18 protein-coding genes and 3 tRNA genes are annotated in these 13,260 nt (G+C 69.7%); 6 read left to right on the forward strand and 15 right to left on the reverse strand.

Annotated features, from left to right (window positions below):
- From ASD11_RS18530 to ASD11_RS11700, 9 genes are all read right to left on the reverse strand, one after another.
- The coding region (locus ASD11_RS18530) for an ABC transporter ATP-binding protein (protein ID WP_200940125.1) at positions 1 to 612 on the reverse strand (612 nt) is incomplete at its 3' end.
- A 309-nt stretch (positions 613 to 921) separates the two neighbouring features.
- Positions 922 to 1,314 carry a 50S ribosomal protein L7/L12 gene (rplL, locus tag ASD11_RS11665; protein ID WP_056287332.1) on the reverse strand — a complete coding sequence of 131 codons (393 nt, stop codon included), beginning with the start codon at positions 1,312 to 1,314 and terminating at the stop codon, positions 922 to 924.
- Positions 1,315 to 1,373: 59 nt separating this feature from the next.
- Positions 1,374 to 2,018: a 50S ribosomal protein L10 gene (rplJ, locus tag ASD11_RS11670; RefSeq protein ID WP_056287334.1), complete on the reverse strand. Its 645-nt coding sequence runs from the start codon at positions 2,016 to 2,018 to the stop codon at positions 1,374 to 1,376.
- A gap of 246 nt (positions 2,019 to 2,264) precedes the next feature.
- Positions 2,265 to 3,098: a hypothetical protein gene (locus tag ASD11_RS11675; RefSeq protein ID WP_056287336.1), complete on the reverse strand. Its 834-nt coding sequence runs from the start codon at positions 3,096 to 3,098 to the stop codon at positions 2,265 to 2,267.
- 104 nt (positions 3,099 to 3,202) lie between these two features.
- Positions 3,203 to 3,919: a 50S ribosomal protein L1 gene (rplA, locus tag ASD11_RS11680; protein ID WP_056287339.1), complete on the reverse strand. Its 717-nt coding sequence runs from the start codon at positions 3,917 to 3,919 to the stop codon at positions 3,203 to 3,205.
- 74 nt (positions 3,920 to 3,993) lie between these two features.
- Entirely contained in the window at positions 3,994 to 4,425 is a 432-nt protein-coding gene (gene rplK / locus ASD11_RS11685) for a 50S ribosomal protein L11 (protein ID WP_056287340.1), read from the reverse strand.
- A 45-nt stretch (positions 4,426 to 4,470) separates the two neighbouring features.
- Positions 4,471 to 5,313, reverse strand: coding sequence for a transcription termination/antitermination protein NusG (gene nusG / locus ASD11_RS11690; RefSeq protein ID WP_082554315.1), 843 nt, complete (start codon positions 5,311 to 5,313; stop codon positions 4,471 to 4,473).
- Between the two features lie 13 nt (positions 5,314 to 5,326).
- Positions 5,327 to 5,545, reverse strand: coding sequence for a preprotein translocase subunit SecE (secE, locus tag ASD11_RS11695; protein ID WP_056288800.1), 219 nt, complete (start codon positions 5,543 to 5,545; stop codon positions 5,327 to 5,329).
- Between the two features lie 33 nt (positions 5,546 to 5,578).
- A tRNA-Trp gene (locus tag ASD11_RS11700) sits at positions 5,579 to 5,651 on the reverse strand.
- A gap of 178 nt (positions 5,652 to 5,829) precedes the next feature.
- Between ASD11_RS11700 and ASD11_RS11705 the strand changes: the two genes are divergently transcribed.
- The 4 genes from ASD11_RS11705 to ASD11_RS18160 are packed head-to-tail and all read left to right on the forward strand — an operon-like array spanning position 5,830 to position 8,221.
- Positions 5,830 to 6,321 carry a hypothetical protein gene (locus ASD11_RS11705; protein WP_056287341.1) on the forward strand — a complete coding sequence of 164 codons (492 nt, stop codon included), beginning with the start codon at positions 5,830 to 5,832 and terminating at the stop codon, positions 6,319 to 6,321.
- Entirely contained in the window at positions 6,318 to 7,391 is a 1,074-nt protein-coding gene (locus ASD11_RS11710; protein WP_082554316.1) for an adenosine deaminase, read from the forward strand. Before ASD11_RS11705 ends, ASD11_RS11710 begins: the two co-directional genes overlap by 4 nt.
- Positions 7,392 to 7,404: 13 nt before the next feature.
- Positions 7,405 to 7,728 (forward strand): DUF4190 domain-containing protein, encoded by a 324-nt coding sequence (locus ASD11_RS11715; protein ID WP_056287342.1) that lies wholly within the window; start codon positions 7,405 to 7,407, stop codon positions 7,726 to 7,728.
- A 1-nt stretch (position 7,729) separates the two neighbouring features.
- On the forward strand, positions 7,730 to 8,221 hold the full coding sequence (locus ASD11_RS18160; RefSeq protein WP_056287344.1) for a DUF4190 domain-containing protein: 492 nt from the start codon (positions 7,730 to 7,732) through the stop codon (positions 8,219 to 8,221).
- Positions 8,222 to 8,227: 6 nt separating this feature from the next.
- Here ASD11_RS18160 and ASD11_RS11725 read toward each other — a convergent pair whose 3' ends face one another.
- The 5 genes from ASD11_RS11725 to ASD11_RS11745 form a co-directional block, all read right to left on the reverse strand.
- Positions 8,228 to 9,247: a UDP-N-acetylmuramate dehydrogenase gene (locus tag ASD11_RS11725; RefSeq protein ID WP_056287345.1), complete on the reverse strand. Its 1,020-nt coding sequence runs from the start codon at positions 9,245 to 9,247 to the stop codon at positions 8,228 to 8,230.
- 104 nt (positions 9,248 to 9,351) lie between these two features.
- On the reverse strand, positions 9,352 to 9,522 hold the full coding sequence (gene rpmG / locus ASD11_RS11730; protein WP_056287348.1) for a 50S ribosomal protein L33: 171 nt from the start codon (positions 9,520 to 9,522) through the stop codon (positions 9,352 to 9,354).
- Between the two features lie 62 nt (positions 9,523 to 9,584).
- Positions 9,585 to 9,658, reverse strand: a tRNA-Met gene (locus ASD11_RS11735).
- A gap of 29 nt (positions 9,659 to 9,687) precedes the next feature.
- Positions 9,688 to 9,760 (reverse strand) — tRNA-Thr (locus ASD11_RS11740).
- Between the two features lie 67 nt (positions 9,761 to 9,827).
- Entirely contained in the window at positions 9,828 to 10,865 is a 1,038-nt protein-coding gene (locus ASD11_RS11745) for a quinone-dependent dihydroorotate dehydrogenase (protein WP_235503307.1), read from the reverse strand.
- Between the two features lie 200 nt (positions 10,866 to 11,065).
- Here ASD11_RS11745 and ASD11_RS11750 point away from each other — a divergent pair, with 200 nt between their 5' ends.
- Together ASD11_RS11750 and ASD11_RS11755 are read left to right on the forward strand one after the other, a co-directional pair.
- Positions 11,066 to 11,341 (forward strand): helix-turn-helix domain-containing protein, encoded by a 276-nt coding sequence (locus tag ASD11_RS11750; RefSeq protein WP_442854198.1) that lies wholly within the window; start codon positions 11,066 to 11,068, stop codon positions 11,339 to 11,341.
- Between the two features lie 55 nt (positions 11,342 to 11,396).
- Positions 11,397 to 12,506, forward strand: a complete 1,110-nt coding sequence (locus ASD11_RS11755) for a calcium:proton antiporter (protein ID WP_056287349.1) — start codon at positions 11,397 to 11,399, stop codon at positions 12,504 to 12,506.
- Here ASD11_RS11755 and ASD11_RS11760 read toward each other — a convergent pair.
- On the reverse strand, positions 12,496 to 13,245 hold the full coding sequence (locus tag ASD11_RS11760) for a dienelactone hydrolase family protein (protein ID WP_235503308.1): 750 nt from the start codon (positions 13,243 to 13,245) through the stop codon (positions 12,496 to 12,498). The genes ASD11_RS11755 and ASD11_RS11760 overlap by 11 nt on opposite strands.
- Positions 13,246 to 13,260: the final 15 nt, after the last annotated feature.

Raw genomic sequence — 13,260 nt, forward strand, 5'->3', positions numbered from 1 at the left:
GGTGGAGTTGATGTCGTGGGTGACGATGAGGAACGTGGCGTCGATCTGGGCGTTCAGGTCGATGAAGAGCTGGTTGATGTACGACGTGCGGACCGGGTCCAGGCCGGAGTCGGGCTCGTCGATCAGGAGGATCTCGGGATCGAGGACGAGGGCACGGGCCAGGCCTGCGCGCTTGCGCATGCCTCCGGAGATCTCACCGGGGAGCTTGTTCTCCGCGCCGGCCAGACCCACGAGCTCCATCTTGTCCATCACGATCTGACGGATCTCGGACTCGGACTTCTTGGTGTGCTCACGCAGCGGGAACGCGACGTTGTCGTAGAGGTCCATGGAGCCGAACATGGCGCCGTCCTGGAACAGCACCCCGAACAGCTTGCGGATCTCGTAGAGGTCCTTCTCCTTGCACGTCGCGATGTCGACGCCCTGGATCCAGATGTGGCCCTCGTCGGGCTTCAGCAGACCGATCAAGGTCTTGAGGAACACCGACTTGCCGGTTCCCGAGGGACCCAGCATCACGGAGATCTCACCGGCCGGGAGCGTCAGCGAGACGTCCTTCCAGATGAGGGAGCTTCCGAAACTCTTCGTCAGACCCTCGACGACGACCTCAGTACCCACGATCGGTCCCTCCTTGCTCCAAGTGCGGCCGACTGCTCGACCGACGCCCCTACCGTAAAGGATCCACTCCCCCTGTGTGACCCGAGACACTGTTCTAACGACGCAGAGCGTCGTTGGTTACGTGCCGGACCCCTCCAGGTGACTCGCGGGTAACCGCGAGACCTGCGACACGTTACATCACGGATGTCGCGTGCGGTGACCAAGCGGAGGATCCTGATCTGGCACGCATCAGTGTCACCCGCGGGAACGACGACGCCCGCCCCCGCAGAGCGGGGACGGGCGTCGCGGTGGTGCTGGATCAGCCTGAGATCACTTGAGGGTGATCGTGGCGCCGGCAGCCTCGAGGGACTCCTTGGCCTTCTCGGCAGTCTCCTTGTTGACCTTCTCGAGGACGGGCTTGGGCGCGCCCTCGACGAGGTCCTTGGCCTCCTTGAGGCCCAGACTCGTGAGTCCGCGGACCTCCTTGATGACCTGGATCTTCTTGTCGCCGGCAGCCTCGAGGACGACGTCGAACTCGTCCTGCTCGGCGGCGTCGGCACCGGCGTCGCCGCCGGCAGCCGGGGCACCGGCAGCCGCGACGGCGACCGGGGCAGCAGCGGTGACCTCGAAGGTCTCCTCGAAGGCCTTCACGAACTCGGAGAGCTCGATGAGGGTCAGTTCCTTGAATGCATCCAACAGCTCGTCAGTGCTGAGCTTCGCCATGGTGGCGTCCTTCCTGTTTGAGACCCCGAGGGCGGGGTCCCGATGGGTGATCGGGCGGTTCAGCCCTCGGTCGTCTCGGCAGCGTCGGCGGGTGCCTCGGCTGCAGAGCTCTCGATGTCGGCCTCGGCGGGTGCCTCGGCTTCTGGTGCAGCGTCGGCCGGGGCCTCGGCTGCGGGCTCGGCGGGCGTCTCTTCTGCCTTCTTCGCCTCGAGGGCCGCCACGAGGCGGGCCGTCTGGGCGAGGGGGGCCTGGAAGAGGGACACAGCGTTCTGAAGGCTTCCCTTCATCGCGCCTGCGAGCTTCGCGAGGAGGACCTCGCGGGACTCGAGGTCCGCCAGCTTGTTGATCTCCCCGGCGTCGAGCTGCTTCCCGTCGAGGAAGCCGCCCTTCAGCACGAGGGAGGGGTTGGCCTTCGCAAAGTCACGCAGACCCTTCGCGGCCTCGACGACGTCGCCCGTGATGAAGGCGATGGCGGTGGGGCCGGTGAGGAGGTCCTCGGAAAGTTCGATGCCGGCTTCCTTGGCAGCGATCTTGGTCAGCGTGTTCTTGGCGACGGCATAGCTCGCGCTCTCACCCAGGGCTCGCCGCAGGTCCTGCAGCTGCTTGACGGTGAGACCGCGGTACTCGGTGAGGACGGCGCCGTTGGACTCGCGGAAGTTCTCCACGAGCTCGGCGACGGCTGCCACCTTGTCCGGGTTTGCCATGGGTCTCCTTCATGATGGTCATGCCTCGAACCGGACTCCAGCGCAGGGCATGAAGTCGACGGGAGGTTCTCACGAACCGACCATAGAAAGATCATCCTGCGCGGGCCGCCCTGTCGGGCACTTCGCGATGCTCCGGTTGCCCGGGGCGTCGAACCAGCGGTCTTCGGCAGGACGAGTCTAGGCCAGGCCCCGCCGCCCGACCAAATCGGGGGACGGGACCTGGCCCAGGACGTGGGTGCCGAAGGGTCAGCCGGCGGAGCCGGAGAGGCTCGCGAGCGGGTCCTTGTCGGTGATCTCCGAGGCGGGCGGCGCCTTCACGTCGACCTTCTCGCCCCACTTGCTGTAGAGCATCGAGGTCTTCACCGTGGTGCCGCTCGCGGTGATGGTGCTGTCGACCTTGCGCGGCAGGTTGTCCTCGCCGAGGTACATCGTGAGGGTCAGGTCGTCGGGAAGCTTGGCTGCGCCGGCCGAGGCGCCGGCCACCTTGCTCGCGTCGACGACGATCACGTACGGCTGGGTCTCCACGCCGTCGATCTTCTGCGTGTCGCCCTTTTTGGTGACCGACTTGACGGCGTCCTTGTAGGCGTCGGCCTGGGCGGCGGGGTCGAAGTTCTCGACGAGGCTGCCGTACTGCTGCGAGAGGGGGTTGCTCTTGTCCTTGAGGTCGACCTTGGCGAACTTGTTCTGCGTGACGGGGCCGAAGTTCAGGTACATCACGCTCTCGACCAGGCGCAGCTCCATGCTGCCCTGCGAGCCGAGCTCCATCGTCATGGACAGCGCGGTCTTCTCGGGCGTGGTGCCCACGAGCAGGTCGCCCTCGGCCTTGATGTCCTGGCCGGCGAGCGAGGTGGTCATGACCACGTGGCTCGAGCCCGCCTTGGCCTGCGCCTTGCCCACCTCGGTGAAGAAGGTGTCCTTCGTGAGGTCGGCGCCCGCGTCCTCGCCCACGGCGGACGTGTCGCCGGAGGACGTGTCGGAACCCTTGGCCGAGTCGTCCTTCTTGTCGCCGCAGCCCGAGAGGACCAGCGTCGCGGTCAGTGCCAGCGCCCCGAGGGCACGCCATGTGGTGTGTCGTCGCATGCCCCGAGCATAGGCGACGAGACGGTCGGCACGACTGCCGCCGGACGCACGCAGGCCCGCACCGAGTCGGTGCGGGCCTGCGTGGGTGCTGCGGACGGTGAGGCTCAGGCCTCGTCGTCGTTGGCGTAGTTGCGCGTCCGCGACGGGTCGACCGGCACGCCGGGACCGTTCGTCGTGGAGACGGTGATCTTGCGGACGTAGCGGCCCTTGGAGCTGGCCGGCTTGAGCCGCTGGATCTCGTCGATGGCCGCACCGTAGTTCTCGGCGAGCTGCTCGGCGCCGAAGGACGCCTTGCCGATCACGAACTGCAGGTTGGCGTGACGATCGACGCGGAACTCGATCTTGCCGCCCTTGATGTCGCCGACCGCCTTGGCGACGTCGGTGGTGACGGTGCCCGTCTTGGGGTTGGGCATCAGGTTGCGCGGGCCGAGGACGCGACCGAGACGGCCGACCTTGCCCATCATGTCGGGCGTGGCGACGACGGCGTCGAAGTCGAGCCAGCCCTCGTTGATCTTCTCGACGAGGTCGTCCGATCCCACGAAGTCGGCGCCGGCCTCACGGGCGGCGTCGGCGTTGGCGCCGGTGGCGAAGACCAGGACCCGGGAGGTCTTGCCAGTGCCGTGCGGGAGGTTGACGGTGCCGCGCACCATCTGGTCGGCCTTGCGGGGGTCGACACCCAGACGGACCGAGACGTCGACGGTGGAGTCGTAGTTCTTGGAGCCGCTCTCCTTGGCCAGCGTGGCGGCCTGGAGGGGGGTGTAGAGGCTGTTCTTGTCGATCTTCTCGGCGACCGCGCGGTACGCCTTGCTGTGCTTTGCCATGGCTTCTCTCTCTTCTGCCAGGTGTGGTCTGCGAGCTCAGCGAGCTCTCCCACGGTGACGGGTGGTGTGTGTGGTCAGCCTTCGACCGTGATGCCCATGGAGCGGGCGGTGCCGGCGACGATCTTCGACGCGGAGTCGATGTCGTTGGCGTTGAGGTCGGGCAGCTTGGTGGTGGCGATCTCGCGGACCTGGTCGGCGGTGATCTTGCCGACCTTGTCGGTGTGCGGGGTCGCGGAGCCCTTGCTCAGGCCGGCAGCCTTCTTGATGAGCTCAGCAGCCGGCGGGGTCTTGGTGATGAACGTGAACGAACGATCTTCGTAGATCGTGATCTCGACCGGGATGACGTTTCCACGCATGGCCTCTGTGGCGGCGTTGTACGCCTTGCAGAACTCCATGATGTTGACGCCGTGCGGGCCGAGCGCGGTACCGACGGGCGGGGCCGGGTTGGCCGCACCGGCCTGCAGCTGCACCTTGACGACAGCTGCGACCTTCTTCTTGGGAGGCATTTCTTCGGGTCCTTTTTTTGGTGATGCTGTCCGACCGCTGCGCGGTCAGACCTTCTGGATCTGGGTGAAGCTGAGCTCCACCGGGGTCTCACGACCGAAGATCTCGACGAGCGCCTTGACGCGCTGGGCGTCGACGTTGATCTCCGTGATGGTCGCGTGCAGCGTGGCGAACGGTCCGTCGACGACCATGACGGAGTCACCCGCCACGAAGTCGGCGAACTCGACCTTGGGGGCCTTCGCCTGCTGAGACTCGGGGGCGTCGGTCGCCGTCTGGGCGACCTCGGCCTCCACCGCCGGGGCGAGCATGCTCTCGACCTCGGCGAGACTGAGGGGCACCGGCTGGTGGGAGTTGCCCACGAACCCGGTGACGGACGGCGTGTGGCGCACGACGCCCCACGACTCGTCGGTGAGGTCCATGCGGACCAGGACGTAGCCGGGCAGGACGGTGCGCTTGACGAGCTTGCGCTGACCGTTCTTGATCTCGGCGACCTCCTCGGTGGGCACGACGACCTCGAAGATGTAGTCCTCGGCGTTGAGCGAGGTGACCCGGTTCTCCAGGTTCGACTTCACCCGCTTCTCCATGCCGGAGTACGTGTGGACGACGTACCAGTCGCCGAACTGGCTGTAGAGGCGCTCCTTGAACTCCGCGAGCAGGTCGACAGGGCCCTCCTCCTCGGCGGGCTCGTCAGCAGCGTCCTCGGCGACGTCGTCGTCGGTGCCCGCGGCGTCAGCCTCGAGCGCCGTCTCGGCCACGTCGTCGGTGTCCTCGTCGCCATCGGCGACCAGGGCCTCGTCGGCGGGGTCCTCGGCCTCGACCGGGGTGTCCTCCACCTCGGTGGGGACGTCCTCGACCTGGTCCTGCACGGTCTCGTCAAACTCTTGGGTCACTGCATTCCTTCACTCACGCGAAGATCGCGAACATCGCCTTGCCGAACCCGTAGTCCAGCCCGGCGACGATCGCCATCATGATCAGCACGAACACCAGCACGACGAAGAAGTAGTTGACGACCTGCGGACGGGTGGGCCAGACCACCTTGCGCAGCTCGGCGATCACCTGTCGGTAGAACGTGATCGGCGACGTCCGTCCGGACGTGCCGGACAGCTCGTGGCGGTCGCTCACGGGGTTCCCCTTCGTCGGTTCAGCTTCGGTCTGCACGGCACGAGGGACTTGAACCCCCAACCTTCGGTTTTGGAGACCGATGCTCTACCAGTTGAGCTAGTGCCGTCCGGAGGAACGGGCACGCGTCCGGACACCCGTCTCCGGGCATGACGAACCAGCGTGAGATTCCACCGATCCACCAGTGTACGGGGTGGGCCGGGGCCCCACCTAATCGCCACCTCCTCACCTCGTCGCCGTCCGGACCGGCCCCGGGAGGAGCGACGTCGGGCCGGTAGCGTGGCGTCATGTCGGCGACGTCACCCTCGGGCCCCCTCAACCAGCTGCGCATCCTCGGGCTCAGCCTGACGACCGGCCCCGTGATCGTCGTCGTGGCGCTCGCCTTCGTGCTCCCTCTCGACACCGACGACGTGCCGCCGGTCCCCGTCGTGCTGGGTCTGCTCGCCGTCGCCGTGCTCGGCGTCGTCCTGGCCGAGCGGCTCGGCTTCCGCGTGCCCGCCCTGACGCCCGCCGAGGCTCCCGACGCCGCCGAGATCTCGCTGGAGCGCTACCGCGTGGCCTCCATGATCCGGTTCGCCGTCGTGGAGGCCCCCATCCTGGTGGGCATCGTGGCCTCGTTCGTGCTCGACTTCGGCCTGTGGCCGCTGCTCGTCATCGCGGTGGTGTCGGTCCCGGCCATGGCGTGGGAGGTCCTGCCCACGCGTCGCACCATCGAGCGCACGAAGGCCGCCCTCGAGTCCGGCGGTGTCATGTCCCGGCTTGACGAGGTGCTCGTGTGACACGGCGCGACGACACCACGCACGGGCGCACCATCACCGAGCTCCCCAAGGCCCACCTGCACCTGCACTTCACCGGCTCCATGCGACACGGCACGCTCCTGGAGCTGGCCGAGCGTGACGGCATCCACCTGCCGGCCGCCCTCACCGACGAGTGGCCGCCCCAGCTCGTGGCCACCGACGAGAAGGGCTGGTTCCGGTTCCAGCGCCTCTACGACGTCGCCCGGTCCGTGCTCCGCACCGAGGACGACGTCCGGCGCCTCGTGCTCGAGGCGGCCGAGGACGACGTGCGCGACGGGTGTGTCTGGACCGAGATCCAGGTCGACCCGTCCGGCTACGGCGCGCGGTTCGGTGGCATCACGGCCTTCACCGACCTCGTCATCGACGCGGTGCGGGACGCCTCGGAGCGCACCGGGCTGGGCATGACCACCATCGTGGCCGCCAACCGCACCCGCCACCCGCTCGACGCCCGCACGCTGGCGCGGCTCGCGGCGCAGTACGCCGGACGCGGCGTCACGGGGTTCGGCCTCTCCAACGACGAGCGACGCGGCGACACCGACGCCTTCGCCCACGCCTTCGGCATCGCCGAGCGGGCCGGTCTGGCCCTCGTGCCGCACGGCGGCGAGCTGCGCGGACCCGCCCACGTGAAGACCTGTCTGGACCACCTCCACCCCACGCGGCTGGGCCACGGGGTGCGGTCCGTCGAGGACCCGGCCGTCCTCGACGAGGTGGCCCGCCGCGGCGTGGCACTCGAGGTCTGCCCCACCTCCAACGTCGCGCTCGGGGTGTACGGCACGTTCGACGAGGTCCCGGTGCGCCAGCTGGTCGCCGCCGGCGTCGACGTGGCGCTCGGCGCCGACGACCCGCTCCTCTTCGGCTCCCGCCTCGCCGGGCAGTACAACGTGCTGCGGGCCGCCCAGGACCTCAGCGACGCCGAGCTGGCCCAGCTGGCGGAGATGTCCGTGCGAGCCTCGTGCGCCCCCGACCACCTCAAGGCCTCGGCGCGAAGCGCCATCGGCGACTGGCTCGCGACGACGCCGGTCGGATCCGGCACGCCTGTCACCGACCTGTGAAAGGCTGACTTCCATGACGACGCCCCCGCCCGGCTGGTCGCGCGCGCCGCGACACCCGGACGCCACCACGGTGCTCGTCCTCGGCATCCTCGGGATCGTGCTGTGCGGTGTCCTGGCGCCCATCGCGTGGTTCATGGGCACCCGGGTCCTGCGCGAGATCGACGCCGACCCCGGACTCCTCGACGGCCGCGGCGAGGTCAACGCCGGCCGCATCCTCGGCATCGTCGGCACCGCCATGCTCGTCCTCGGCCTCCTGGCGGCCGTCGCCCTCCTCGGCCTCCTCGCCGTGGGGGCCACGGTCGTCGGCACCTCGTCCACCACCCTGATCGGAGCCTGACGTGCCTGAGTACCCCACCTATCCCGGAACCGGGCCCGAGCAGCCCGAGGACGCCAACGGCCCCACGCCGCCACCGCCGCCACCGCCGCCGGGTGCCTGGCCGCCGCCGCAGCCCGCCTTCCAGCCGCCGCCGGGGGTCCAGCCGCCGCCCGGCGCCTACCCCACCGACGGGCACGCCCCCAGCTCCTACGGCTACGTCCCGCCCAAGCACCCCAACGCCACCACGGCCATGGTGCTGGGCATCGTGGGCATCGCCGGCGGCTTCCTGTGCGTGCTTCCCATCCTGGTGGCGCCGTTCGCGTGGTTCATGGGCTCACGGGCCATCCGCGACATCGACGCGTCGGCGGGAGGTCAGAGCGGTCGCAGCGAGGCCATGGCGGGCAAGGTGCTCGGCATCATCGGCACGGCCCTGCTCGTCCTGGGGGTCGCACTCATCGCCTTCTTCATCATCATGGCGTTCGCCGACCCGTCGTTCTACGACGACGAGTACTGAGCCGGCTCAGAGGCTGACGCCCACCAGCACCGGCTCCGGCACCAGCTCGACGCCGAACCGCTCCTGCACGCCGTCGCGGATCTCCCGCGCCAGGTGAAGCAGGTCCTCGGTGGTGGCCGAGCCGCGATTGGTGAGGGCCAGGGTGTGCTTGCTCGACAGCCGAGCAGGTCCGTCGCCGTGCCCACGCTCGAAGCCGGCGTGCTGGATGAGCCAGGCCGCGCTGGACTTCACCGTGCCGTCGGGCTGGACGAACCGCGGCGCTCCCTCCGGGAGTCGCTCGGCCGCACCCGCCTCGAGCACCGGGTTGGTGAAGAAGGAGCCGGCGCTCCAGGTGTCGTGGTCGGCGGCGTCGAGCACCATGCCCTTGCCGCCCCGCAGCGCGAGCACGGCCGCGCGGACGTCGGCCAGCGGCGCCCGCTCCCCCACCTCGACGCCCAGGGCCCGAGCCAGCTCGGCGTAGGCCACAGGCGCACCGAGGTCGCCCAGCCGCAGCTGGAACGTGACGGTGAGGACGACGTAGCGCGGGGCCGCCTTCTTGAACAGGCTGTTCCGGTACGAGAAGTCGCAGGCGGAGTGATGGACGCTGCGGACCTTGCGCTCGTAGCGGTCGAAGACGCGCACGGTGACGACGGTCTGTCCCACGTCCTGGCCGTAGGCACCGACGTTCTGGACCGGGGTGGCCCCGGTGGATCCCGGGATGCCCGACAGCGCCTCGACGCCCACCCAGCCCTCGGCCACCGCCCGGGCCACGACGTCGTCCCAGGGCTCACCGGCCTGCACGGTGATGCTGGCGCCGCTGCAGGCATCGGCGTCGACCGCGATGCCGCGGGTCATGACCCGGACGACCGTGCCGTCGAAGCCGTCGTCGGAGACCACGAGGTTGCTGCCGCCGCCCACCACCAGGAGGGGGTCGCCGGCCTCGTCGACCACACGGACGGCGTCGACGAGCTCGGCCTCGGTGCGGACCTCCAGCACCGAGCGGGCGGGGCCACCGAGCCGCAGGGTGGTGAGGTCGGCCAGGTCCATACGACGACCCTATCCGCCGGCTGGCGCCGGGACCGGAGCTGCCCGGGAAAGCCGAAGACCCCCGGAGCCGAGGCTCTCGGGGGTCGTCGTGCGGTACCGCTGGGTCAGCGCGTCTCGCGGTGCGTCTGGTGCGTCTTGCAACGCGGGCAGTACTTCTTGAGGTCGAGACGATCGGGATCGTTACGACGGTTCTTCTTGGTGATGTAGTTGCGCTCCTTGCACTCAGTGCAAGCCAAGGTGATCTTGGGTCGAACGTCGGAGCTCTTGCTCGCCATCTGTCTGCCTCTGTCTGTACTACGTGGTGTGTGCTCGGGGTCGTGCTTCTGGCTACTTGCGGTAGCTGGGGCGGGACTCGAACCCGCGACACCACGATTATGAGTCGTGTGCTCTAACCACCTGAGCTACCCAGCCGCAAAGGCTCCGAGTCTCCTCGTCACCAGAGCCCCCTGTCGGAATCGAACCGACGACCTTTTCCTTACCATGGAAACGCTCTGCCGACTGAGCTAAGGGGGCAAGCCGACAGCCAAGACTACAAGGTCCGCGTCGGTATCAGAAATCGGGGTCGGCACCCCTCGTCAGGTCAGGCCGCAGAGGCCATCCGACGGGGCCACAGCGGCCCCTCGTAGATGAATGCGGTGTAGGCCTGGACGAGGTCGGCGCCTGCCGCGAGCCGGTCGCGGACGTCGTCCTCGGTGGTCACACCACCCACACCGACGAGCGCGAGCCGGTCGCCCACGTGGCCCCGCAGGAGCTCCAGGACGGCCGTGGCCCGGGCCTTGAGGATCGGGCCGGAGAGGCCGCCGGCGCCGGCCGCGTCGACGACGCCTCGCTCGCTCCGCAGCGAGTCCGGTCGGGCGATCGTGGTGTTGGTGGCGCTGATGCCGTCGAGGCCCAGCTCGAGCGCGAGATCGGCGACGGCGAGCACGTCGTCGTCGGCGAGGTCGGGAGCGATCTTCACGACCAGCGGGACGCCGGCCGGGCGGCCGTGCACGTGGGAGGAGCGATCGGCGACGTCCTTGACCGCGGCGAGGATCGGGCGCAACGCATCGACCGACTGGAGGTCGCGGAGACCGGGCGTGTTGGGGCTCGACACGTTGACCACGAGGTAGCTCGCGTACGGCGTGAGGAGGCGGGCGCTCTCGACGTAGTCGGCGACGGCGCCCTCGAGGGGCGTGGTCTTGGTCTTGCCGATGTTGACGCCCACGACGGCCGCGTCGCCGCCGGACCGCCGGCGCAGGCGGTGGAGACGGGCAGCCACCTGGGCCGCGCCGTCGTTGTTGAAGCCCATCCGGTTGACCACGGCACGGTCCTCGACGAGGCGGGCCAGCCGGGGACGGGGGTTGCCGGGCTGCGCCCGGGCCGTGACCGTGCCGATCTCGACGTGCCCGAAGCCGAGGCCGAGCAGGCCGGGGACGGCGCGAGCGTTCTTGTCGAACCCCGCGGCCAGGCCGAAGGCGTGGGGGAACTCGACGCCCATGACCGTGCGCGGCGCAGAGGCTCGAGGGAGCACGAGACCCGCTGCCGGACCGCCGAGGCGGATCGCCTGGAAGGCCTGCTCGTGGGCGACCTCAGGGTCCATCCGGGAGAGCACATGACGGAAGAGCGCGTCGTAGACCACGGCGCCAGCCTAGTGCCCGGATGAGGGTGACCTGACTGCTTGGGCTGCAGACCTGCTCGGCTCGTCCTACTGTGTCCGGGAAGGAGCGATCACTTGTGACCATGGACTTCGAACCGCTCGGACCCGACGCGCCGCTGTACGCGATCAAGGCCAACCTGTTCAAGGCGTTGGCCCACCCCGTGCGCATCAGGGTGCTGGAGGTGCTCGTCGACGCCGGCGCCGACGGCGCGACGATCGACGACCTGGCCGAGCAGTCCTCCTTCGACGCCACGGCCCTGGCGCAGCAGCTCTCGGTCCTGCGCCGTCATGGAGCCGTCACGGCGCGACGCTCCGGCGACGAGGTGCGCTACGACGTCGCCCATCCGCGGATCGGCGAGCTGCTCGCCGTCGCCAAGGCCTTCCTGCACGACACCACCGGCCGGGCGCATCCCGCCGGACGGCCGCAGCTGCGTGCCGTGCCGCATCCCGACCACTGATCTCACGCACAGAGCGCCGGACCTCCGCTGGGGCACCGTTCCGTAGGGTGAGGCCATGGCCGCGCTCTCGATCCTGCTCGACCGCACCCGTTGGACGATCGGCGCACCCATCACGGCCCTGGTGGTGCTGGCCCTCACCTGGGGCAGCTACCCCGACGGCGCCGTCCTCGCGGTCGTGGCCCTGCTGCTCGTCGCGTCGGTGCTGGCCGCGGTGCACCACGCCGAGATCGTGGCCCACCGGGTGGGAGAGCCCTACGGCTCCCTGATCCTGGCCGTGGCGGTCACCGTGATCGAGGTCGGCCTGATCCTGAGCCTCATGGCCGGAGGTGGCGAGGGGACGTCGGAGCTCGCCCGTGACACGGTCTTCGCGGCCGTCATGATCACGATCAACGGCATCGCCGGCCTCTCGCTGCTGGTGAGCGCGCTCAAGCACCGGTTCGCGGTGTTCAACCCCGAGGGGACCGGCGCCGCGCTCGCCACCGTGGTGGCCCTCGCGGCCCTCTGCCTCGTCCTGCCCACCTTCACCACGAGCGCCGACAACCGCGAGTTCACCGACAACCAGCTGGCCTTCGCAGCGGTGGCCTCGCTCTCCCTCTACGTGCTCTTCGTCTTCACCCAGACCGTCCGGCACCGTGACTTCTTCCTCCCCGTGGCTGCGGACGGCCGCGTGCTCGACGTCGACGGCGACGGCCACGCGGACCCGCCGTCCGACCGGGCCACCCTCGTGAGCCTCGCGCTCCTCGTCGTCGCCCTCGTGAGCGTCGTCGGCCTGGCCAAGGTCGCCTCGGGTGCCATCGAGGAAGCCGTCGAGGCGGTCGGCGCACCACAGTCGTTCGTGGGCGTCATCATCGCGCTGCTCGTGCTGCTCCCCGAGTCCATCGCGGCCACGCGCAACGCCGCCGGCGAGCGGGTGCAGATCAGCCTGAACCTCGCCTACGGCTCCGCCATGGCGTCGATCGGCCTCACCATCCCGGCGCTCGCGGTGGCCAGCATCTGGATCGACACGCCGCTGTCGCTGGGACTGGAGCCGGTCCAGATCGTGCTGCTCACCACGTCGGTGCTCGTCTCCACCCTCACCGTCGTGACGGGCCGCTCCAAGCCGCTCCAGGGCGGCGTGCACCTCGTGCTCTTCGCGGCCTTCATCTTCCTGTCGGTCAGCCCGTAGCGCGGCCGAGCCCTCTCCGGAACAGGTCCTGCAGCGCCGCGTAGTGCCGTTCGGCCGCAGCCGCGTCCCACGACGAGGTGTCCTCCATCGTGTAGCCGTGCGGGGCGCCGGGGACGACCTCGTTGGTCGCGACCAGACCGGCCTGCTCGATGACCGACCCGAGCTCAGCCACGGCCTCGGCCGGCATGGACGGGTCGGCGTCGGCGTGGAGCAGGACGAGCTCGGCCCGAGCCGACCTGAGGGCGAGGTGCGGGCTGTCCGGGACATCGGTGACCAGACCGCCGCCGTGGAAGCCGCCGACCGCCGCCACCACGTCCGGGGCCTGCCCGGCCACGCGCAGCGCGAGCCTGGCGCCCATGCAGTAGCCGATGACACCGACCGGGCCCGGAGCCAGCCGGGCGAGGGCGTCGAGCCAGACCAGCGCGTCGGGCTCGCTCAGGTCGGGCGTGAGGGACCGGATGCGGGGCATCGCCTCGTGGAAGAACGCCTCACGGGCCGCCGGTCGGCGCAGGTCGTCCGTGGGCGCGAGCTGCTCGGCCGTGCCTTCCCGGTAGAAGACGTGCGGCGCCAGGACCACGTGGCCCCAGCTCGCGACGCGCTCCATCATGGACGCGATCTGCGGCCTGAGCCCGATGGCGTCCACGAAGAACAGCACCCCGGGATGCGGACCGTCGTCGGGGCGAGCGACCCAGGCCTCGGCGGGACCGTCCGGGGCGTCCAGCATCGTCTTCTCGATCACACGGACCAGTATGCG

This window comes from Aeromicrobium sp. Root495, assembly GCF_001426755.1.
Lineage (GTDB): Bacteria > Actinomycetota > Actinomycetes > Propionibacteriales > Nocardioidaceae > Aeromicrobium.

What these genes read in the sequence shown, in the direction of transcription:
- rplL (WP_056287332.1), bottom strand. Translation starts at nt 1,314, where the DNA reads ATGGCGAAGCTCAGCACTGACGAGCTGTTGGATGCATTCAAGGAACTG.
- rplJ (WP_056287334.1), bottom strand. Translation starts at nt 2,018, where the DNA reads ATGGCAAACCCGGACAAGGTGGCAGCCGTCGCCGAGCTCGTGGAGAAC.
- ASD11_RS11675 (WP_056287336.1), bottom strand. Translation starts at nt 3,098, where the DNA reads ATGCGACGACACACCACATGGCGTGCCCTCGGGGCGCTGGCACTGACC.
- rplA (WP_056287339.1), bottom strand. Translation starts at nt 3,919, where the DNA reads ATGGCAAAGCACAGCAAGGCGTACCGCGCGGTCGCCGAGAAGATCGAC.
- rplK (WP_056287340.1), bottom strand. Translation starts at nt 4,425, where the DNA reads ATGCCTCCCAAGAAGAAGGTCGCAGCTGTCGTCAAGGTGCAGCTGCAG.
- ASD11_RS11705 (WP_056287341.1), top strand. Translation starts at nt 5,830, where the DNA reads ATGTCGGCGACGTCACCCTCGGGCCCCCTCAACCAGCTGCGCATCCTC.
- ASD11_RS11715 (WP_056287342.1), top strand. Translation starts at nt 7,405, where the DNA reads ATGACGACGCCCCCGCCCGGCTGGTCGCGCGCGCCGCGACACCCGGAC.
- ASD11_RS11725 (WP_056287345.1), bottom strand. Translation starts at nt 9,247, where the DNA reads ATGGACCTGGCCGACCTCACCACCCTGCGGCTCGGTGGCCCCGCCCGC.
- rpmG (WP_056287348.1), bottom strand. Translation starts at nt 9,522, where the DNA reads ATGGCGAGCAAGAGCTCCGACGTTCGACCCAAGATCACCTTGGCTTGC.
- ASD11_RS11755 (WP_056287349.1), top strand. Translation starts at nt 11,397, where the DNA reads ATGGCCGCGCTCTCGATCCTGCTCGACCGCACCCGTTGGACGATCGGC.